Origin of the sequence: Sorangium sp. So ce375 (genome assembly GCF_051473855.1) — a bacterium.
Classification (GTDB): Bacteria; Myxococcota_A; Polyangia; order Polyangiales; family Polyangiaceae; genus Sorangium.
Window position 1 is genome coordinate 6,728,342 of record NZ_CP150335.1, and the last position, 20,483, is coordinate 6,748,824.

The 20,483-nt window shown below is 72.7% G+C and carries 18 protein-coding genes; 5 read left to right on the top strand and 13 right to left on the bottom strand.

Translation table 11 applies throughout. From position 1 onward, the window contains the following. Positions 1–11: 11 nt before the first annotated feature. On the bottom strand, positions 12–1,853 hold the full coding sequence (locus tag WME90_RS24890) for a hypothetical protein (RefSeq protein WP_437274474.1): 1,842 nt from the start codon (positions 1,851–1,853) through the stop codon (positions 12–14). A gap of 121 nt (positions 1,854–1,974) precedes the next feature. On the opposite strand from WME90_RS24890, the gene WME90_RS24895 reads away from it, so the two are divergent. Continuing rightward, positions 1,975–2,577 carry an FKBP-type peptidyl-prolyl cis-trans isomerase gene (locus WME90_RS24895; RefSeq protein WP_437274475.1) on the top strand — a complete coding sequence of 201 codons (603 nt, stop codon included), beginning with the start codon at positions 1,975–1,977 and terminating at the stop codon, positions 2,575–2,577. Between the two features lie 40 nt (positions 2,578–2,617). Here the strand turns inward: WME90_RS24895 and WME90_RS24900 are convergent, their stop codons facing one another. The 3 genes from WME90_RS24900 to WME90_RS24910 form a co-directional block, all read right to left on the bottom strand. Further along, the gene (locus tag WME90_RS24900; protein ID WP_437274476.1) at positions 2,618–3,733 is read right to left on the bottom strand and encodes a pyridoxal-phosphate-dependent aminotransferase family protein; all 1,116 of its coding nucleotides are present in this window, start codon (positions 3,731–3,733) and stop codon (positions 2,618–2,620) included. Between the two features lie 48 nt (positions 3,734–3,781). Beyond that, positions 3,782–4,639, bottom strand: a complete 858-nt coding sequence (locus WME90_RS24905; protein ID WP_437274477.1) for a serine/threonine protein kinase — start codon at positions 4,637–4,639, stop codon at positions 3,782–3,784. Between the two features lie 124 nt (positions 4,640–4,763). Continuing rightward, positions 4,764–5,180, bottom strand: coding sequence for a tellurite resistance TerB family protein (locus WME90_RS24910; RefSeq protein WP_437274478.1), 417 nt, complete (start codon positions 5,178–5,180; stop codon positions 4,764–4,766). A gap of 136 nt (positions 5,181–5,316) precedes the next feature. Between WME90_RS24910 and WME90_RS24915 the strand changes: the two genes are divergently transcribed. Beyond that, entirely contained in the window at positions 5,317–6,054 is a 738-nt protein-coding gene (locus tag WME90_RS24915; RefSeq protein ID WP_437274479.1) for a tetratricopeptide repeat protein, read from the top strand. A gap of 21 nt (positions 6,055–6,075) precedes the next feature. Here WME90_RS24915 and WME90_RS24920 read toward each other — a convergent pair whose 3' ends face one another. Both WME90_RS24920 and WME90_RS24925 read right to left on the bottom strand, forming a co-directional pair. After that, positions 6,076–6,444 carry a hypothetical protein gene (locus tag WME90_RS24920; RefSeq protein ID WP_437274480.1) on the bottom strand — a complete coding sequence of 123 codons (369 nt, stop codon included), beginning with the start codon at positions 6,442–6,444 and terminating at the stop codon, positions 6,076–6,078. A gap of 11 nt (positions 6,445–6,455) precedes the next feature. Beyond that, complete coding sequence (locus WME90_RS24925; protein WP_437274481.1) at positions 6,456–6,800, bottom strand: hypothetical protein; 345 nt, start codon at positions 6,798–6,800, stop codon at positions 6,456–6,458. A 190-nt stretch (positions 6,801–6,990) separates the two neighbouring features. Between WME90_RS24925 and WME90_RS24930 the strand changes: the two genes are divergently transcribed. Further along, a complete protein-coding gene (locus tag WME90_RS24930) occupies positions 6,991–7,701 on the top strand; it encodes a nucleotidyltransferase family protein (protein WP_437274482.1) in 711 nt (236 codons plus the stop codon). On the opposite strand, the gene WME90_RS24935 is transcribed toward WME90_RS24930, so the two are convergent. The 3 genes from WME90_RS24935 to WME90_RS24945 all read right to left on the bottom strand — a co-directional run bounded on the left by WME90_RS24935 (position 7,690) and on the right by WME90_RS24945 (position 10,466). Further along, on the bottom strand, positions 7,690–8,835 hold the full coding sequence (locus tag WME90_RS24935; RefSeq protein ID WP_437274483.1) for a DegT/DnrJ/EryC1/StrS family aminotransferase: 1,146 nt from the start codon (positions 8,833–8,835) through the stop codon (positions 7,690–7,692). The two genes, WME90_RS24930 and WME90_RS24935, sit on opposite strands and share 12 nt — an antisense overlap. A 97-nt stretch (positions 8,836–8,932) precedes the next feature. Continuing rightward, positions 8,933–9,931, bottom strand: a complete 999-nt coding sequence (locus WME90_RS24940) for an SDR family NAD(P)-dependent oxidoreductase (protein WP_437274484.1) — start codon at positions 9,929–9,931, stop codon at positions 8,933–8,935. 172 nt (positions 9,932–10,103) lie between these two features. Next, a complete protein-coding gene (locus tag WME90_RS24945; RefSeq protein ID WP_437274485.1) occupies positions 10,104–10,466 on the bottom strand; it encodes a hypothetical protein in 363 nt (120 codons plus the stop codon). Between the two features lie 180 nt (positions 10,467–10,646). Here WME90_RS24945 and WME90_RS24950 point away from each other — a divergent pair, with 180 nt between their 5' ends. Both WME90_RS24950 and cysK read left to right on the top strand, forming a co-directional pair. Continuing rightward, positions 10,647–11,507: an endonuclease/exonuclease/phosphatase family protein gene (locus WME90_RS24950; protein WP_437274486.1), complete on the top strand. Its 861-nt coding sequence runs from the start codon at positions 10,647–10,649 to the stop codon at positions 11,505–11,507. Between the two features lie 181 nt (positions 11,508–11,688). After that, complete coding sequence (gene cysK, locus WME90_RS24955) at positions 11,689–12,579, top strand: cysteine synthase A (RefSeq protein WP_437283655.1); 891 nt, start codon at positions 11,689–11,691, stop codon at positions 12,577–12,579. A 43-nt stretch (positions 12,580–12,622) separates the two neighbouring features. Here the strand turns inward: cysK and WME90_RS24960 are convergent, their stop codons facing one another. The 4 genes from WME90_RS24960 to WME90_RS24975 all read right to left on the bottom strand — a co-directional run bounded on the left by WME90_RS24960 (position 12,623) and on the right by WME90_RS24975 (position 20,378). Further along, positions 12,623–14,170: a complex I subunit 4 family protein gene (locus WME90_RS24960; protein WP_437274487.1), complete on the bottom strand. Its 1,548-nt coding sequence runs from the start codon at positions 14,168–14,170 to the stop codon at positions 12,623–12,625. Next, complete coding sequence (locus WME90_RS24965) at positions 14,167–15,600, bottom strand: proton-conducting transporter transmembrane domain-containing protein (protein ID WP_437274488.1); 1,434 nt, start codon at positions 15,598–15,600, stop codon at positions 14,167–14,169. The genes WME90_RS24960 and WME90_RS24965 overlap by 4 nt, the downstream gene beginning before the upstream one ends. Then, on the bottom strand, positions 15,590–18,649 hold the full coding sequence (locus WME90_RS24970) for a YbcC family protein (protein WP_437274489.1): 3,060 nt from the start codon (positions 18,647–18,649) through the stop codon (positions 15,590–15,592). The genes WME90_RS24965 and WME90_RS24970 overlap by 11 nt, the downstream gene beginning before the upstream one ends. 79 nt (positions 18,650–18,728) lie before the next feature. Continuing rightward, the gene (locus WME90_RS24975) at positions 18,729–20,378 is read right to left on the bottom strand and encodes a SulP family inorganic anion transporter (protein ID WP_437274490.1); all 1,650 of its coding nucleotides are present in this window, start codon (positions 20,376–20,378) and stop codon (positions 18,729–18,731) included. Between the last annotated feature and the right edge of the window lie 105 nt (positions 20,379–20,483).

Below are 20,483 nucleotides of genomic sequence, written 5' to 3' on the forward strand. Positions count from 1 at the left end.
CCATCATCGGCTCATCGGCCCTGCGGGACCACCTCGAGCTCCTCCGGCGCCGCGCTCCCCTCGAGGGGCAGGCTCACCTCCACCCCCTCGTGCACCGGCAGGGTCGCCGCAATGGGCCAGGAGCGCGGCGCGCCGCCGTCGCCCGCCGCGGCCTCGCGCAGCGTGACGCCCCGCACCGGAGCCACGCCGCCGTTGAAGAGGCACGCCCGCAGCCGCCCCTCCTTCACCGCGACCGAGCACGGGATGACGTCGGCCGTCGCGCGCCGGATCCGGTCGAGCATCGCCTCCTCCGCGGGCGCGGCGGGCAGGAGCGACACGAGCGCGTCCCGGGCGCGCGGGTCGCGGTGCCAGGCGAGCATCATCGCCGCATGGATGCGCACCACGCGGTAGCGCGCGCGCGTCAGCTGGAAGAACGCGTCGGGAGACGCCACCCCGGTCTCGCCGTCGAGCATCCCCGTGACGCCGGGCTCGATCTTCACCTCCGTCCCGGGCGCCTCGACGTGCCACTTCACTGCGCGCCCCGGCGCGAGCGCGCCTTCCCAGAACAGCCCGCGCTCGGTGATGCCGGCGCGCTCGCCGCGGCGATCGCGCCGCGCGAACGTGAGCAGCACGCGGAAGTTGCTGACGGGCGCGCCGCTGTTGTTGACGACCGCGAGCTCGAAGTCGTAGCGGCCGCGCGCCGGCCGCGGCGCGCCCGCGTCCCTCCCGGCTTCGCCCGGCCCCGCGCCGGCGTCGCCCGGCTCCACGCTGGCCTCACCCTGCCCCTCGCCGGCCTCGCTCCCCGCATCGTCCGCGCGGTCCTGCCGGAGGATCGGCGCGATCACCCCGGCGCCGTCGTCCGGCCCGGTCGATCCGAGCAGGCTGAGGATCGGCACCCCCGCCCGCCAGAGCGGCGAGTCGGCGCGATCGCAGAGGCAGTGCGGGAACGACGGCTCGGCGCGCTCCCGGACCTCGCTCGCGAGGAGCGCGGCGGTGGCTCCCCGGGTCGCCTGCCCGACGCCGCGCGTCGCCTGCCGCTCGGCCAGCGGCTGCTCGCGGGGCGCCGCGAACCGCTGCACGAACGCCATCGTCGCCACGATGCCGATCACCGCGAGCGCCACGGGCACGAGCACACGGGCCCGGAGCGGGAGCGCGTCGATCCCCTCCTCGACGCCACGCCGCGGGGGGGCGGGCCGCTCGCCGAGCGGCGCCGGGCGGGGCGCGAACACAGGCGCCGCCGATGAGCCGGGGGACGAAGTCGCGAGCCGCTCCGCCGCGAAGCCCATGCGATGCGACATCTCCGCCACGAGCGCGTCGCGCAGGCGGTCCGAGGGCGGCCCTCCCCAGGTCGCGAGCCGGGCGACGAAGCGCAGCGCGAGCCAGGTCGCGAGCGCGACGAGGCACGCGAGCGACGCGGTCCCGAGCGGGCCGCTCGCCAGATAGTCGGGGGACAGGGCGGCCGCGAGCACGCCGAGCGGCGCCGGCGCGATCCAGCTCGCCATGCGGGCGCGGAGGCGCGCGCGGTAGGCGTTCTCCATCGCCTCCATCGCCGCCGGCGAGGTCACGCCCGGCACACCGGGGAGATCGCCCTCGAAGCGAGCGAGGACGAAGCAGTTGTGCGGCGAGCACGCGGACGGATCGAGCGCCACGCAGAGCGCCTTGCCGCGCCGGAAGAGGCCGCGGATCGCGGTGTAGGGCACCCCGAAGCGGACCGGCGCCGCCACGGCGCCCAGGGCGAACCCCTCGGCGTAGCCGGCGACGCGGACCAGCTCGACCTCGAGCTCCGCCTCGGCGCAGGTGAAGCGCACTGCGCCAACGGCATTGGCGCCCCCCTCGGCGATCGCCAGGGCAGCGACGGAGAACGCGCGAGCCAAGGTGGCCGCACCCTAACCGCGCGGACCGGAGCGCTGCAACGGAAACCCGGACGGCCGGGAAGCCCCGGGCGGGTCGGGTGACCGTTGATCGCCGCGCGCCGGGTGCGTAAGAGGGGGCGCCATGAAGCCTCTGCGAATCGTCCTCGCCATCTCCTGCGCTGTCCTCCTCGGCCCGGTCGCGGGCTGCGAGGAGAAGGTCCCCGAGCCGGATCTGCCGCCGGGCAGCGCCATACCGACGGTGAAGCCCGCCGAGCCGGAGCCCGCCGATCTCATCAAGGAAGACACCGTCGTGGGCACCGGCCCGGAGGCGAAGGACGGCGACAAGGTCCGCGTCCACTACACGGGGCGCCTGCTCAAGAACAACGCCGAGTTCGACTCGTCCGTCGGCCGCGAGCCGTTCGAGTTCACGCTCGGCGCGTCGGAGGTCATCAAGGGCTGGGACCAGGGCGTGGCCGGGATGAAGGTGGGCGGCAAGCGCAAGCTCACGATCCCCTCCCGCCTGGCCTACGGCGACGCGGGAAGCCCGCCGAAGATCCCGGCCAAGGCGACGCTGGTCTTCGACGTCGAGCTGCTCGGCGTCGGAGACGCGGCGAAGGAGGCGGCCGGGGATGACAAGGCCGGGAAGGCCTCGGCCGACAAGGCGACCAAGGGCGACAAGGCGGCCAAGGGCGACAAGCCCGCCGCGCCGGCCGAGAAGAAGGAGGCGCCCAAGGAGGCGAAGTGAGCCGCGGGCGCCGCGCGAGGCGAGCCGCGGGCGCGCGCGCTCAGACGACGCGCGCGAGCGCCTTGAGGAAGATCTCGTAGACCTCGAGCGCGTACTCGCCCATGTGGAAGATCCGGAACAGCCGGCTCGAGAGCTTCCCCTGGGCCGCGTAGATCTCGAACACGTGCCCATCGACCGGCTCGCTGGCGAGCCGGCTCGCCATCTCGTCGTAGGTCCGCCCGGCCGGGATGTGCAGCGCCGTGCCGATCGACTGGAGCGGCATGTTCTCCCAGCGCGCGATCGTCAGCCCGAGGCGCTCGTAGCCGGGCCGCAGGATCGCGCAGCGCGCCTGGTACACGGCGTGACGCCCGGCGACCCCGCCGGTGGCGGCGAGGTGGTCGAGCGCCGCGATCACCTGGCAGAGGCTCATCGGATCGATCGTGTAGGGGTGCGCGCCGCCCTGCTGGGCGCGCCAGGTCTTGTGGAGCTCCAGGCTCGGGACGCGGGCGGGGATCCGTTCCATCTCGGCGAGCAGGTCCTTGCGGACCAGCGCCACGGTCAGGTTCGGGTGGCTGTGGAGGCCCTTGTTGCACGAGCCCATGACCGCGGTGATGCCCGAGCCCTCGAGCGCCAGCGGCTCGACGAAGAGCGCGCTGATGCCGTCGATGAGGAGCTTCTTGCCGTACTTCCGGGCGAGCGCGCCGACCTCGGGCACGGGGTTCAACGTGCACGTCGACGTGCCACCGTAGACCATGGCCACCGCGTCGGCCTCGTCCGCCGCCAGGACGGCCTCGATCTTGGCGAGATCCGGCCTTTCACCATAGGGCAGGCACATGTCGACAACCGGCTGGCCGAGCGTCGCGGCGTACTCGAAGATCCGGTCGCCGTAGGCGCCGTTCCGGACGACGAGGAGCCGCTCGTCGCGCCGCAAGCAGGAGCCGAGCACGGCGGCCATGGAGGTGGAGCCCGAGCCCGTGAGGAGGATGGCCTCATAGCTGGGGGCGTCGAGGGCGTCGACGATGCCGTGCCGGGCCCTGTCGAGCAGCGGCCGGAGCCGGGGGCCACGCGGGACGATCGGGCTCTCCCCGTAGGTGCGGGAGACCTGGTTCACCGCGTCCGGCAGGTGGAATACCGCGGGCGTGAGCGAGACGACGCGTGGCATTGCGGCGGTGATCATGCGGCGAGATCTAGCCCGGAACGCGCGCTGGACGCAGCGGAGATCGCGCTACGCCCAGCGGAGCTGGCGCAGATCGTCCCAGACATCGCGCGCGGAGTGGTAGCGGTAGGCGTCGCGGCGGCGGAGCAGCTTGGCGATCACCTGGCTCAGCGGCGTGCCGAGCGCCTCGGCCTTCTGCCGGGGGGTGCCCTCGGCGATCTGCCGCGTGATCTCCTCGTAAGGGACGTTCACGTCGATGGCCGGCTGCCCGGTGTGCATCTGGTACATGAGCAGGCCGAGCTGGTAGAGGTCGCTCTGCGTCGTCGTGTAGCCCGCCGTCACGAGCTCCGGCACGAGGATCTTCGGGTTCGCGACCTGCGGGCGAAACCAGCGGGTGACGCCGTCGAGCTGGTGCGCCACGCCGAAGTCGGTGAGCTTGACGAGCGGCCTGTGGTCGAGCTGGGAGATGAGCACGTTGCCCGCGTGCAGGTCGGCGTGCACGACGCCGTTGTCGTGCAGGTACTGCAGCGTCATCAGCAGCTGGCGCGCGAGCTCCAGGAGCAGCGGCGGCTGGAACGGGGCGCCGAGCAGCGCCCGGAGGCTCGTGTCGCACCGCTCGAGCGCCAGGTAGAACAGGTAGTTCACCTCGAACGCGTCGTGGATGTAGACGATGTTCGGATGGCGGAAGCTCTCCAGGCGGAGCATCTCGCGCGACCACTCCTCCTTGACGACCTGGTAGGGCTTGTTCGCCGGCCGCAGCATCTTCAGGGCGTACACCTGATCGAACGGCCCGCTGCACTCGTATACCGAGCCGTACTGCCCGTCGCCGATCAGCGCCCCGATCACGTACGTCCCCCGGGTGGAGGTCAGCGCTGAACCCGGCACCGGAAACGGGATCAGGAAACTGCCAGTGGAAGACCAGGTCACGGCGCCGCCATCGTAGCCGAAAACGCCGGCGCCCGTTCACCCCGCGGCGCCCGCCCCGCGCACCAGCCCGCCTGCGCGGCAGAGCGGTCCCCCGGGGCGCGGCGCGCCGAGGGCGGCCGGACGCTCATGAAGCGGCGAGCTTCCGCAATATGTCCGCCGCCTCGGCCTGATCGAGCTCGAGCGCCGCGGCGACGTCGAGCAGGAGCTCGCGCTCGCTGCTCCGGACGATCCCGTCGGCGACCACGACCTGAGCGGCCAGAAAAAAGGCGACCTTCCGGGCCTGCGGGCTGGCCAGCCGCTCCTTCAGCGACGCGAGCCGGGCGGCGCGGCCCTCCTTCTGGAGCTGCGCCACGACGGTCTGGAGGAGCGCGTCCATCGTGCCCTGGGGGATCCGTCGATCCGTGAGCGACTCCACGCTCCGGGCGAAATGCGTCTTCTCCTCCGGGCTGAACTCGCCGTCGGCGAACGCCGCGAGGAACATCAGCTCGACCAGCGCCTCGAGGTTCGGCTCATCAAGCGTTTGCAGCGGAGGAGGGCTCATCAAGGGCATCGGCTCCGTGTACACTGAGGCCCCGCCCGGGACCAGCCCGGAGCGCCCCCTCACCCCGCGCGCCCGGGGCAAACACGCCCGACGGGCGATATTGGGAGCGCGCTCACTGTGTGTCATGAGTTCGAGCATGCACGTGCGCGAACTCGCCCAGTCGCTCCTCGGCGCGCTCCTCGTCTGCGGTTGCAGCAGCGCGACCGCGGCGCGGCGCGCCGCGGAGCCAGGTCGACCTGCCGCCGAGGAGGCCGCGGCGAGGCCGCGAGCCCCGGCGAGCGCCGAGGCACCACCGCCGCCGCTGCGCCTGCCCTGCGAGGCCGCCGATCTCGTCGGCTGCACGAACGGCTGCGCCGACCACCAGATCGAGGACTGCGTGACGTTGGGCTCGATGTACCTGGGCGGAGCGATCGTCTCGATCGACGTGGAGCGAGCGATGACGCTGTTCGAGAAGGCGTGCGCGGAGGGGAGCGCGCGCGGCTGCCTGCGGCTCGGCGACGCCTACCACGATCGGCTCGCGCGCGCGGACGGCGCCGGCGGCGCGAGCGGGGCGGACGAGGCGGCGCTCTACTGGCACGCGCGCGCGTGCCACGCGGGCGCGAACCTCGGCTGCCTCGCGGCCGGCAGGGCTTACCTCCACGGTCAGGGCGCGAGCGCTGATCCCGAGCGCGCGGCCGCGCTGTTCCATCGCGTCTGCGAGCGCGGCAACGCCCCCGCCTGCGTCGAGCTCGGGCACCTCCACGCGGAGGGCCAGGGCGTGAAGCGCGACGACCGGAAGGCGGTCGAGCTGTTCACGAAGGCGTGCAAGCTGGGCCTCGACGAGGGGTGCCTGCGGGCGAGCCGGTCCGGCGACGTCCTCCCGCCGCGCGACTGACGCGCCCTCGAGCGCGGCTCGTCAGTCGGTCCGGCGGCGCTGGGCGATGTCCAGCGCCGCCGTGATCATCGCGGCGAGCTGCGTGTCGGACACGTTCTCGGACGGGAGCACCACGAGCTCGGCGCCGATGCGCCGAGACAGCTCCATGAACCCTTCAGGATCGAACGCCCGCACGTCCTGGGTCATCACGATGGCCAGGGGGTTCAGCCACGCCGCGCTCCCGCGCAGCGACACGAGATCGCACGCGAGCAGGTCCGCGCCTTCGACGAAGACCAGCCGTCGGCAACGCTCCGCGAGCTGCTCGCTGGCGCTCACGATGAGCACGACCGAGGCCGATGCCGTCCGCTTGCTGCGCCCCGCGGGGCGTGTCGGTAGCTCTCGCGTGCTCATCGCAGCCCAGGTCAGCGAGCGAGCAGAGGGCGCCCGTACGGGATGGGTCCGGCGCCCGGCGCGCGAGCCTCGTCGGCGAGGGCGAGATCCATGACGAAGGAGCCGAACGGCAACCGGAAATCTCGGTCGTTCGGCTGGGTGGCGTAGAGGGCGAGCAGCGAGAGCACGCTCCCGATCTGCGCCGCGGCCGGATCGTCCTCGCACGCGTTGAAGCGGTCAGCGAGCGTGCACAGCTGCCGGAAGAGCGGGCCGCCCGGGTGCGGCCCAGCGCTGCACATGGCGAAGGTGCCGCTGCCTCGATATCCGAGCTTCCGGCGCTTCCTGGCGGGGGTACGGGACGGAGGTACCATCGTCATGTTGGCTGCCCAAGTCACCAGTGAAGGGTGAGTCGTCCCGCGCCGGGGCTGACCTGCCGCGGGACGCTCTCCAACCACTAATAGAGCAGCCCGAAGAGAGTCAATCGGAGAGGACGCGGCGGGCCGGGCGAGCGCGAAAATCGGCGGAATCGGTCACCCGTCCGGGCAGCGCGTGGGTATACGTCATCGCATGAAGGCAGTCGTGCTCGCCGGCGGCAAGGGCTCCCGGCTCCGCCCCTACACCGCCCTTATCCCGAAGCCCCTGATGCCGATCGGGGATCACACGATCGTCGAGATCCTGCTCCGGCAGCTGGCCCGCGCGGGGGTCACGGACGTCGTGATGTGCGTCGGCCACCAGGCCGCGCTCATCGAGGCGGTCGTCGGCGAGGGGAGCCGATACGGGCTGCGCATCTCCTACCAGCGGGAGGACGCGCCGCTCGGGACCGTGGGTCCGCTGCGGGTCATCGAGCGGGACCTGCCGGAGCGCTTCCTCGTGATGAACGGCGACATCCTCAGCGATCTGGACTTCACGGCGCTCCACCGTGCGGCCGCTTCGACCGGATCGCCGCTCACCGTGGCCGTCTGCGAGCGCGCCTCGAAGATCGACCTGGGCGTGCTCGACCTCGGCCCTGACGGGCGCGTCGTCAGCTTCCGCGAGAAGCCGACCTACACGTTCTGGGTCAGCATGGGCATCTACGCGATGAGCCGCGACGTGCTGCGCTTCATCCCGGAGGGCCGGCCGTTCGGGTTCGACGACCTGATGCACGCGCTGCTCGGCGCCGGCGAGCCGGTGGCCACCTTCCCCTTCCGGGGCCACTGGCTCGACATCGGCAGGAGCGACGACTTCGCGGAGGCGCAGGACGAGTTCGAGAAGAACCGGCAGCGGTACCTACCGGAGTGACGCGGCGAGCGCCTCGCACACCGCGTCGACGTCGGCGTCGGGCATGCGCGGGTGGAGCGGCAGCGTGAGCTGGCGGCCGGCGATCGCGTCCGTCCGCGAGAGCGCCTCCTTGCGCACCCGGTCCGAGGCGCCGTGGTGCGAGAAGCGGTGGATCGGCGGGTAGTGCACGCTCGTCTGGATCCCGCGCGCCTTCATGGCCTCCATCACGGCCTCGCGCGAGGTGCCCTCGGGCAGGAGCACCGGCATGAGGTGGTGCGCGCTCTCCCCCAGCCCGCGGGCGTAGAAGTCGCGGTACGGCAGCCCGAGGCCCTGCACCCCGGCGAGGCGCTCGTGGTAGCGCGCCACGAGCGCGCGCCGACGCGCGTTGCCCGCCGCGAGCCGGCCGAGCTGCACGAGGCCGATGGCGCTGCGGATCTCGTCGATGCGGTAGTTCATGCCCGCGTCCACGACGTCGTAGGTGAACGCGTGCCCCTTGTGCCGATCGAGGGTCAGCGTCGTCATCCCGTGCGCGCGGAGGAGCCGCATGCGCGCGTGGAGCGCGTCGCCCTTCGCGATCACGGCGCCCCCCTCGCCGACCGCGAGGTTCTTGTTCGAGAAGAAGCTCAGGCAGCCGATGTCCCCCAGCGTCCCGAGCGCCCTGCCCCGGTAGGTCGCGAGCGGCGCGTGCGCGGCGTCCTCGACCACCGCGAGCCCCCGCTCGGCCGCGATCGCGCAGATCGCGTCCATGTCGCAGGGGTAACCGGCGTAATGAACGACCGCGATCGCCTTCGTCCTCGGGGTGATCTTGCGGACGATGTCGGCGGGATCGATGCTGAGGTCGTCGTCGCCGACGATGTCGGCGAGGACCACGTCGGCCCCGCACAGGAGCGCGGCGTTGGCGGTCGCCACGAACGTGAGGCTCGGGCAGATCACCTCGTCGCCGGGGCCCACGGAGAGCGCGGTGTACGCGAGGTGCAGCGCGGCGGTGCAGTTCGTCACCGCGAGCACCCTCGGGGTGCCGAGCGCCTCGCCGAGCTCGCGCTCGAACTGCGCCGTGCGCTCACCCATCGTCAACCAGCCCGACGCGACGACCTGCCGCGCGGCCTCGGCTTCTTCAGGCCCGAACGAGAGATCGCTGAGAGGTATCTTCCACATGGCCTTTCATCCATCCAGCCGGCGCCTCGCGGAGAGGGCGCGGAAGGCGCCGGCCCCCGGCCGCGCGTCGGCGTGCGTCAGCGTGCGTCAGCGTGCGTCAGATTGCGTACTCGCGGGGCCGGTAATCGGCGAGGTGGCGCTCGACATAAGCGTACGTCCGCGCGAGCCCCTCTTCGAGCGGCACGCGGGGCGCGTAGCCGACCAGCTCCGCGGCGCGGCGGAAATCGGCGAGCAGCACCATGACCTCGCTCGCGTCAGGGCGCACCCGGGCCTCGTCGGTCACGAGCTCCGCGCGCTTGCCGGTCACCTCGAAGATGAGCCGGACCAGATCGCCGATGGAGATGGCGCGCCCGCTCCCCACGTTGAGCGTCTGCCCCACGGCCCGCGCGCTCGAGCCGACGAGGAGGAAGCCCGCGACGGTGTCGGTCACGAAGTTGAGGTCCCGCACCGGCGTGGTGCTCCCGACGCGGAGCACGGGGCTGCCGGCGGCGAGCTGCTGCATCACGCTCGGGATGATCGCGCGCGACGACTGCCGCGGGCCGTAGGTGTTGAACGGCCGGATGGTCGCGACCTCGAGGCCGAAGGAGAGGTGATAGCTCTCGGCGAGCTTGTCGGCGCCGATCTTCGTGGCCGAGTACGGCGACTGGCCGGTCAGGGGATGCGCCTCGTCGATGGGCGTATAGCGCGCGGTGCCGTAGGTCTCGCTCGTCGAGGTGTGGACCACGCGCGCGCCGTGCTCGCGCGCCGCCTCGAGCACGTTCAGCGTGCCCTGCACGTTCGTCGCCACGTACTGCTGCGGGGCCACGTACGAGTACGGGATCCCGATGAGGGCCGCGAGGTGGAACACGACGTCCGCGCCGCGCACGAGCGACCGGACCGCGCCCGCGTCCTCCACGTTGCCCGGGACGACCTCCGCCTGCGCGAGGACGTCCTCGGGGAGCCGGTCGAGGTGCCCGCGCCGCGAGCCCGAGGTGTACCGGACGAGCGCCCTCACGCGCGCGCCCTCCCGGATCAGCGCCTCGACGAGGTGGCTGCCGATGAACCCGCCGGCGCCGGTCACCACGACGCGCTTACCGCGATAGAAGCCTTCGCTCACGGCCGCGTCCGTGGCCTCTGCGGGTTCGCGCGTCAAGCGCGTACCGAGGCGGCGCGCCCGTTTGCGCCCGGAAGCGCAGGCCTGCGCGCGGCGCGGGCCTGCGCGCGCCGCGCGTGGGCAGCGCCGCCGCGCCGCGACCCGCGGGGCTCGCTGGCGGACGGCGCGGCGGGGATCACTGGATCTGGATCTGGTCGGTGGGCGTGTTGCCCGCGCCCTCCGGCGTGCCGAGCTCGCGGTGCACGCAGAGCCCCTGCTTGCAGTAGGAGTCCGGCGGCGCCTTGCAGTCCACCTTGGGCTCCTCGCACTTGCCCGTCTTGTAGCTCTCCGAGAGGGGCTTGATCTTGTCGAAGGTCGCGTTGCTGATGGGCTTCGCACAGCCCGGCCACTCGCTCTGGCGGCAGTCGACGTCCGTGTTGCAGTGCTGCGCCTTGTTCACAAGCTCGAAGGCGTCGCCGCGGACTTTGTCGCACTCCTTGGGGTCCATCTTGCTCTCACAGCCGGCGACCAGCGCGAGCAGGAGGAGGCTCGCGGTCACGCGAAGCGAGGTCCGAGGTCGGCAGGAGGCCGATCCAGGCCGCCCGCGTCGAGGAGCACACGTGATCATTCAGGGTTCTCCCGGTCAAGGCCGCCCTTCCGCGCCGGAGGGGCAGCGGCTTGCGCCGGGCCCTTCGTATCACGGCTGGATCCGGGCGCGCAGCTGGCGTAGCCCGTCGGGATGGAACGTCCTCGAGAAGGCTCCGGGATCAGCGGCTCCCCGCACGGCGCTTCCGGCATCCGTGTCCGCAGTTCCCTCCGGGTGCTCACCCTGAACATCTGGAACCGCCACGACCCGTGGGAGGCGCGCCTCGAGCTCATCCGGGAGGGCCTCCGCGAGCTCGATCCCGACGTGATTGGGCTCCAGGAGGTGCTGTCGCACGAGGGCCGCTCGCTCGCCGACGGCGTCGCCGAGGGGCTCGGTTACGAGGTCGCGTTCGGCGCCGCACACGACCTCGGCGGCGGCGTGCTCTTCGGCAACGCCGCGCTGTCGCGCTGGCCGATCGGGCGGAGCCAGGCGTTCCCGCTTCCCACGGGCGAGACCGACGAGAAGCGCTCGATCCTGCTCGCCGAGCTCGCGTCGCCGCGCGGCGTGATCCCGTTCTTCGTCACCCACCTGAACTGGAAGTTCCACCACGGCGCCGTGCGCGAGGCGCAGGTCGCGGCCGTGGCCGACATCGTCATGCGCGAGGCCCCCATGGAGGGCTTGCCGCCCATCGTCGTCGGCGACTTCAACGCGCAGCCCGACGCCACGGAGATCCGGTTCATGAAGGGGCTGCACGCCCTGAACCAGAAGAGCGTGTACTTCGCCGACACCTTCGACCAGACGGGCAAGGGCCCCGGATTCACCTTCGATCCCGTGCGGAACCCGTTCGCGGCCATCACGAACGAGTACCCGCGCCGCATCGACTACGTCTTCGTCCGCGGCCCGGACGCGCAGGGGCGGGGCAAGCCGCTCTCGTCGAGGGTCGTCTTCGAGGAGATCCGCAACGGCGTCGCCGCTTCGGACCACTACGGCGTCCTCTCGGAGATCTCGTTCTAGAGCGGTGCCTGCGCTTCTGGAGGGTGCGCTCCGGCTCGGCGCCCGGGGGAGCCCTGTTCAGGTGTACACTGGCGGCATGTCGTCCCCTCGAGCACCGGGCGGCGGACCGCCGAGCCCGTCCGACGTGCCCGGTGAGAGCTCGGCTCCTTCGCCTGCTGGCGCGCTCCGCGTCGGTCCGGTCGTGCCCGACGCCCTGTCGCTCATCGGCGGCACGCCGCTCGTCCGACTCGCCCGGGTCTCGCCCGAGGGCGGAGGGGTCGTCTACGGCAAGCTCGAGTCCATGAACCCGGGCGGCAGCGTCAAGGACAGGGCGGCGCTCGGCATGGTGCTCTGCGCCGAGCGCGAAGGGATCCTCAAGAGAGGGTCGACCATCGTCGAGGCGACGAGCGGCAACACGGGGATCAGCCTCGCGATGATCGCCGCCGTGCGCGGCTACCGCTGCGTGGTGGTCATGCCCGAGGACATGAGCGTCGAGCGCCGGCACGTCCTCCGCGCGTACGGCGCCGAGATCGTCCTCACGCCCGAGGGCCAGGGCATGGCCGGCGCGGTCGCCCGCGCGATCGAGATCTGCGAGGCGACCCCCGGCGGCTGGATGAGCCAGCAGTTCCAGAACCCGGCGAACCCCGGCGCGCACGCGCGCGCCACCGGCCTCGAGATCCTCGCGCAGACCGGCGGCGACATCGCGGCCTTCGTCGCCGGCGTGGGCACCGGCGGCACGCTGACCGGCTGCGGGCGCGTGCTCAGGGATCAGCTCGGCGGCGCGGTCCGCATCTGCGCCGTCGAGCCGACGAAGAGCGCCGTGCTCTCGGGGCGAGGCCCCGGCCCCCACGGGATCCAGGGCATCGGCCCCGGCTTCGTTCCGGCGATCCTCGAGCGGTCGCTCATCGACGAGATCCTCACCGTGACCGAAGCGGGCGCCTCGCGCATGGCGCGGCGGCTCGCCCGCGAGGAGGGGCTCCTCGTCGGGCCGAGCTCCGGCGCCAACGTCCACGCGGCCGTGGAGATCGCGCGAAGGGTGCGCGGGACGATCGTGACCGTGCTGCCCGACTCGGGCGAACGCTACCTGCTCTGAGCCACGTCCTGCCGCGGCGCGCGCGCCATCCGCTGGACGCGGGTCACGGCGACGGCCATCCGTCCCGACGGGGCGCTCGGCCGTCTTCCTCGGCAGCGCGGAGGCTCGCTGCCGCGGCGAGGTGCGCCCGCGCGCCGTGAGCCACGTCGTGGAGGACCCGCTCGACCACCGGCTCGTGGAGCGCGAGCAGCCGCGCCGGGGCCACGCCCAGCACCACGGTGAGCGCCACCATCGCGAGCAGGAAAGCCCGCTCGCGGAGCACGAGCGGCTCCACGGCGGCGCCCCGCAGGTGGCGCCTGAGCGGCCCCAGGAAGGTGCGCTGGAACGCTCGGAACAGCGTGATCCCGTTGAGCGCCGCCGCCGTCAACGCCAGCACCGCGAGCACGGGATGGGCGTGCAAGATTCCGTGCAGGATCAGGTCCTCGCTCACGAACGAGAGCGCTCCAGGCATCCCGATCGCGGCGCACGCGAGGAGGAAGAAGAACGCGGCCATGCGCGGCGTCCGGGCGACGAGGCCGCCGAGGTCCCGCGTGTCCGCCGTGCCGACGCGCGCCTCGATCGCGCCGACGACCATCGCGAGCCCCGTGATCGAGATCGACAGCGCGAACGTCTGCAGGAGCGCGCCGCTCACGCTCTGCGGGCTCAGCGATGAGACCCCCAGGAGCACGAGCCCCTTCTGGCTCGCCACGAGGTAGCCGAGCAGCCGGCGCAGATCGGTCTGGACGAGCGCGAGCACCGCGCCGTGCAGCGCGCTGATCAGGCCGAGGACGGCGAGGATCGGCATGCCGTCGGCGCAGCCAGCGGGCAGGAGCGTCACCCCGACGCGCAAGAGCACGCAGACGCCGACCTGCATCTGGGCGAGCAGGAGGGTCACGCCGAGCGGCCCCCGCTCCAGCAGCACCGGCAGCCAGCCGTGGAACGGCACGGCGGCCATGCGCATCAGCACGGCGATGCAGACGAGCGCGAACAGCGGCGACTGCCACGCCTCGGGGACGCCGACGCGGGCGATCTCCTCGACGTCGAACGGCAGCGCGGCGCCGCGGCGCGCGGCGAGCACGGCGATGGCGCCGATGGCCACGATGAGCGGAGCCGTGCCTCCCAGCTGGAAGATGCGGCAGGTGCGCCGGAGGAGCGGGTCCTGCGCGCCCTTCGTCGCGACCAGGCGATCGACCGGCGCGAGCGCGGCGACCCACGCCGCCGCGAGCACCGCGAGATCGACCGCGCAGAACACGCCGAGGATGGCGCTGCTCGTGGCGAGCAGCGCGGCGGCGGTGGGCGGATCGATCGCGGCGCGCGGGCTCGCGGCGAGCAGGGCGAGCAGGATGAAGCCGAGCAGCGGGAGCAGGGTGAGCGCGTAGCCGTCGAGGCCGAGGCGGAGGCGCGCTCCGAGGAGCGGCACGGCGGGCCCCCCGGCGGCGAGCGCGACGCCGGCGTACGAGAGCGCGAGCGGCAGCAGCGAGAGCAGCAGGGTGAGCGCCGCGCCGACGAGGGCGACGCGGCGCGCGCCCTCGTTGCTGCGCGCCCGGGAGGCGAAGAGCGCCGCGATCGCGGGCGCGAGGACGAGCGTGCCGAGGAGCGGAAAGGCGTTCACGTGCGGGCCCTCTTCGTGTTGCGTGCGCGGGGCTCGAAGGCCGTCGCGCGCTCGGTCGCGTCGCGCTCCTCCTCGTCGCCGGGCGTCGCGGGGGTGCGCTCGGGCCAGCCGCTCAGCGCCGCCACCCAGCGGCGCTCGCTCCGATCGAGCAAGCTCCCGAGGCGCATCAGCGGCGCGGCGACGAGCCGCTCCTGCAGCCCCTCGAGGTGGAAGCGGTCGAGGGACAGCCAGTACGCGCGCCGCACGAGCGCCGCCGGCAAGAGCCGGCCAGCGAGCCCGAGGTGCGGCAGCGGCTCGCCGGCGTGCGCGGCCCGGATGTCCTGCGCGTCGCGGAGCGCCGAGGGGGCGCGCAGCAGCTGGAGGCAGCGCAGGCACGCGTGGGCGAACAGGTGGACGAGCGCGAGCCAGTAGAGCCCTAGCCCGATCTCCACGAACATGAGCCCCACCTGCGTCATCGTCGCGTGCGCGAGCGCGCCCTTCACGTCCGCCTGCACGCGCCCCACCATCGTGCCGTAGACGGCGGTCGCCGCCCCGACGCAGACGATGACCGCGCTCGCGGCGAGCGAGCGCTGGAGCAGCGGGGCCGCGCGGAGCATCAGGTAGACCCCGGCGTGCACGGAGATGGCGCCGTAGAAGAGCGCGCTCGATGGCGTCGGCCCCTCCATGGCGCGCGGCAGCCAGCTGCCCAGAGGGAACTGCGCGCTCTTGCCCATGGCCGCGAGGAACAGGCACAGGGCGAGCGCGGTGGCCGCGCCGGGCCCGAGCGAGGCGGCGGTCCCGGGCCAGGGCGAGGCGCCGAACACCTCGCCCCACTGCGAGGAGTGGGCGACGTCGTGCATCAGCACCGCGCCCCCGAGCAGCCCGATGTCGCAGAGCCGGTAGGTGATGTACACGCGCACCGCGGCCCGCGGCGGCGCCTCGCGCTCGTGGAAGAAGGCCACGAGCAGGACGCTCGTCGCGCCGACGAGCTCCCAGCCGGCGAAGAGCAGATCGACGGTGCCCGCCGACACGAGCCCCAGCATGCCCGTCGAGAACAGCGCGAGGAGCAGGAAGAAGCGCGCGAACCCCGCCTCGCGGTGCAGGTACGCCACCGAGAACCTGCCGACCAGGAGCGCGATCAGCGAGACGAGCACCATCATCGTCGCCGACAGCCGATCGACGAGCAGGACGACCTCGAACGCGTAGCTGCCGACCTCGAACCAGTGGCCGAGCGGCACCGGGACGAAGGCGTAGGGCGCCGCGACGGCCGAGATCCATACCGCCAGCGAGGCCGCGAGCGAGAGCGCGAGCGTGGAGAGCACGACGCGCGACACGACGCGCTCGCTCGGCGTGCGAAGGAGCAGCAGGTAGGCCCCGAGCGCGGCGAAGGCCACCGCCGGAGAGAGCACGGCGAGCGCGGCGAGCTTGCCGAGGAGCACATCAGACAGCATGGTCGACGACCTCACGTGGCCGCGTGGACGCGGCTCGAACGAGCGCAGGCGGGACGAAGCCGGACCTCCCGGCGTACCAGTCGGCGGAGCGCTGGACCGCCGGCAAGGGGCGATCCGCCGGCGCGAAGGGGGCGAATCCCTCGCCCGTGAAGCAGGCGATCCGGCGCGTCGCCGGATCGACGCAGGCGAGCTGGATCCAGCCGTTGCCGATGAGCTCGCGGAGGGCCGGCTGGCGCGCGTAGAGCGCGGCGGCCGTGTCCGTGCTCGCATCGACGACGACGAGCAGGCGCACCGGCTCGTGGATCTCGATCATCTGCTTCGGCAGCCCGGTGCGCAGGTCGCTCAGCGATCCCTCCATGACCCCGAGCAGCGAGGCGAGGTTGTGCGGGAGCTTGGTGCCGGCGCCGTAACGGCGGTTGTCGACGCAGGAGAAGTAGTACTCGAGGTTGATCCCTGCCCCGACCGGGCCGACCGCGAGCAGGACGCGCTCGAGGATCGCTCCGCCCGGATCCTGGGTCGGGTCGTACGAGACGAGGAACGCCCTGCGGTCGAGGAACAGCCCGCGGGTGAGCGAGCGGCGGCCGACGACGCAGACCGCGTTGGTCACGTGTCCCAGCTCGGGCCGCGCCTCGCTGATGTCCGCGGCGCGCGCCTCGACGTGCGCGAGCGCCCGCGCGGGGTCGCCCTCGCGCGGCGCGGACGCGAACCGCCGGCAGCGCTCGTGGGCGTGCTGCTGGCGCGCGGCGTCCAGCGCGCCGACCAGCGCCGAGAGCTCGCCGCGGTGGGACGCCGGCACGAGGTGACGGTCGTAGAGGACGATCTCGTCCGTCGTCGTGTTGTTCATGCCGCCGAGGAAGAATGTCCCCTCCGGGATGTCGATCCCCCGCGCCCGGAGCAGGACGCGGACCTCGGGATCGTTCGCCATGGACGCGAACAGCCGCGCGTTCGGGCCGCCGTGGCGGCCGCCGCACGCGCCGCAGTCGTACGCCGACTGGTGCGGGTTGTTCACGCTGGTCGCCCCGTGGCCGAGCACGACCACGAGCGGCGCGAAGCCGCGCGTGAGCCCCATGTTCTCCAGCGTGGCGGCCACGCGGGCCGCCTTGTCCGAGGCGGTGAACGGCCGCCCCTCGCTCCCCGCGGCGGGGCCGTCGTCGTGCGGGCTCAGCAGGCGCGTCGGCACCGGCGGGAGAAGGCGCCTCTCGAGGGCACGGCGCAGCCGCGCCGTGGCCCGCGGAAAGAGGGTGCGTCCGACGAGCGGCACGGTGGACAAGAGGCCCAGGGTCGGGGTGAGCAGCACGCCGCGCGCCATGGTGCGGGTGCCGCGCCCCAGCGCGTGCAGGAGCCGCGCCCAGCGCTTGCGGCGGGCCTTGCGGCGCAGGCCCGCCTCCTCCTCGTGCGGCCGCTCGACGATCTCGTGCGCCGGCTCCACGCCGACCGGACAGAGGCTCACGTGGCCGGCGTCGTCGAGCCCGCGGTAGCGGATCGGCACGCCGAAGAACCCGGCCACGCCGAAGGTCTCGTGCCGCGGCGAGAGCTCCTCGAAATGCCGCCGGAGCCCCTCGCATCGGTCGTCGATGCAGAACGCGACCTGGAAGCGGGGCTCCTCCACGGCGCGCTCCTCCTCCGGGCGACGGAGGTTCGTGGCGATCCCGTGCAGCACCTCGGTCCGATGGTGGTGCTCGTAGGCCTCGTGCAGGACGCGGCGCCGCGCGATCTCGTCGAACGCCTCGAGCGCCTCGAGCATCCGTACGCGCTCCGCCTTGGACAGCGGCTCAATCTCGGCGGCGGAGAGGCCGGCGAGCTGAGCGAGCTGGAACAGGCGGAAAGGCCGAGCGTGCTCCGGCGAGCACGAGGGCGGCGCGGGCGGCCGCGCGGCGCGCCGGGCGTGCTCCACGAGCCCGGCGAGGGGCCCTCGGTACCCGAGCCGCCGGCGCGCGACGTCGCGCAGCGCGTACCGGGCCAGGGTCAGGCGCACGGCGAGGTACTCTATCAGCGACGCGGGCGGCGCTCCCGACGGCCGGTCGCTCGGGGTGTGCTCGAGGCGGTGAATCATGCCGGCCCAGCCCGGCAGCTCGTTCAGCACGCGTGTCACGTACGCGTCCCAGTGTTCCTCGGCGACCGCGAGCTCCTCGAGGGCGCGGACGGCGATGGCGGACGGCGACAGCTTCTCCGCGTCGAGCCGGCGGAGCTCCGCGTCGAGCCCCGCGAAGGCCGGGGCGGCCACCCGGGAGCCCTCCAGCGCCATGTCGCGAAAGCAGCGCCAGAGCCCCTGCGCCCGATCGGGCATCGCCCAGTGCGCGATGCCCTCGTCGAGGTAGGCGCAGAGGAACCGGATCAAGAGCGGATCGACGAGCTCGGCGGGATCCTCGCCCGCCACCGCGATCAGCAGATCGCGGTGCGACCGGTCGGCGCCCACGCGCTCGACGAGCGGCGGCTCCGCGGGTGGGGCCGGCGGCAGCGGCACGGCGCGGCAGGCATCCCAGAGCGCGAGCGCGGCGCGCGACTCCGGGTCTCGGCCCCCCTGGTCGAGGAGGCGCGCCGCGGTCTCCGGGCGCGCCTCGAGCCAGCGTTCCGTGCTCTGGACGATGCGCCGGCGTCGCTCGTCGGGGACATCGGCCCGGAGCCTGCGCGTCTCCCCCGCCTCGGAGATGCGCCACAGGAGGCCCGCCGCCGTCTCGGCCTCGATCGGATAGCGCAGCGCGAGCCGCTCGATCTCGTGCCGGGACAGCGGGCCTCGGCGCTCGTCCGGCTGCGCGGCGAACCGCGCGGCGAGCGCAGCCTCGAGGTCCTCGTCGCCGATCCGGCCCGACGCGATGTGCGCGCGGTAATCCGCCTCGGCGAGGTACGGCTCGGCCTCGAAGACCGCGCTCGCCGCGGCGAGCGCGTCGTGGAACGGCAGGTGCTGGAACGCGTGCAACGTGTTGTGGTGGACGAACACGCCGATCGGCCCCTGCGCCGGCAGGAAATGCCCGGCGTGCGCGACCACGTCGCACAGGTGCTTTTGCCTGGCGGCGCTCGCGGGGAGATCGAGAGAGAGCTCGCTGTTCATGGGGATCTCGAATGACGGTTGTTCGTGGAGAGCCCCACGGGCGCTCCCCACCTTTCGCGTCATGGTGTCTCGACTCGATTCAGCGCTCGGCGACGGGGCTGATGACAGGACGCTTCCTTGCCGAGAGCGGGTGTGACGACATCTGGAAATGATCGCCGAGGCCGGCGAGGGTCAAGGTCCGCCCGCTTCGCTCCATCACGCCCTGGAGCTCGTGCAGGTTGGACATGACCGTGTGATCGACCAGGCGGGCATCCGCGAAGTTGATCTCGATGTTCGATGCGTGCGCGTGGTTCTCGATCTTCCGCTGGACGGCGAGGTAGTTGCTGAAGACGGCGGCGTGCTTGACGCGCAGCACGACCCTCCCCTCCTCGACGCGCTCCTCCACCTCGGGGCGGAAGAGGACGCGCAGCGGTGCGCCGTTGACCACGTGGATGAGCAGCTTCACGGCGATGCCGGCAGCGACGCCGACGAGCAGATCGGAGGCAATGCACAGCGCGGCCGTGGTGGCGAAGATGACGAGCTGCTCCTTGCCGATGCGGAGCGTCTTCGCGAACTCCTTGGGCGACGCGAGGCGGGTGCCCGTGAAGGTGAGCATGGCGGCGAGCGCAGCGAGGGGGATCCGGTGGATGAGCCCCGGTGCGAAGGCCACGAAGAGAAGAAGGAAGCTCCCGTGAAAGAAGTTGGACAACCGGCTCTTCGCGCCGTAGCCGATGTTCGCCGAGCTGCGGACGATCTCGGAGATCATCGGCAGCCCGCCGAGCAGGCCCGCGATGAGGTTGCCGATGCCCGTGGCGAGCAGGTCCTTGTCGAGGTCGGAGCGGCTCTTCGCTGGGTCGAGCGAGTCGACGGCCTTCGCGGACAGGAGCGACTCGATGCTGCCCACCAGCGAGAACATGATGATGTATTTGATCGACGCGGGCGTGCCGACGTGGCTGAAGTCCGGGAAGACGATCGCCTGGAGGATGTTGCCCGGCAGGTTGACCAGGAAGCTCGGCCCGATCGCGTACGTCGCGTGGCTCGCCGCGAAGGTGTACGTGTGCTCGTGCTCGAGATCGAACACATAGGCGAGAGGCACGGAGATCGCCAGCACCAGCATCGGCGCGGGGATCTTCTGCATCCAGCGCGATCGCTTGGCGACCACCGGATAGCCGAAGAGGAGGACCATCGAGAGGACGCCGATCGCGGCGATCTCGGGGTTCATCCGCGACAGGCTGCGCGGGATCTCCAGGATGAGGTGGAGCGGCTCCTTCGCCGCAGGCGTGACACCGACGAGCGTGTGGATCTGCTTCGAGCAGATGATGATCCCGATGGCCGCCAGCATGCCGTGCACCACCGAGGAGGGGAAGAAGGCCCCGAGGGTGCCGGCCCGCGCCAGGGCGAAGACGATCTGTGTCACCGCGGCGACGGCGATGCAGGCGAGCGCGCGGCGGTAGCCCACGCCGTTGTCCCCACCGCCGAGCTCCTGGACGGCGCCCAGCGCAATGACGATGAGGCCCGCGGCGGGCCCCTTGATGGTCAGCGGCGCGCTGCCGAGCCAGGTGGCGACCATACCGCCGATGACGGCGGTGAGCACGCCCGCGATGGGGGGGAACCCGCTCGCCATGGCGATGCCCAGGCAAAGCGGCAGGGCGATCAAGAAAACGAGGAACCCTGAAACCAGGTCGTTCCTCCATGTGGACGCCGTAGACGCCGCGGACGTCGACGCCGTGGAAATATTCGGATTGGACATGCGGTGCTCGCCTTGGAGATGGGGCACCATGTGGGCCCACTGTTCGTCAGAACACGGCCCTGGACGGGACCACCCGGCCTGAGGTTCCCGCTCCGGGTGACGATT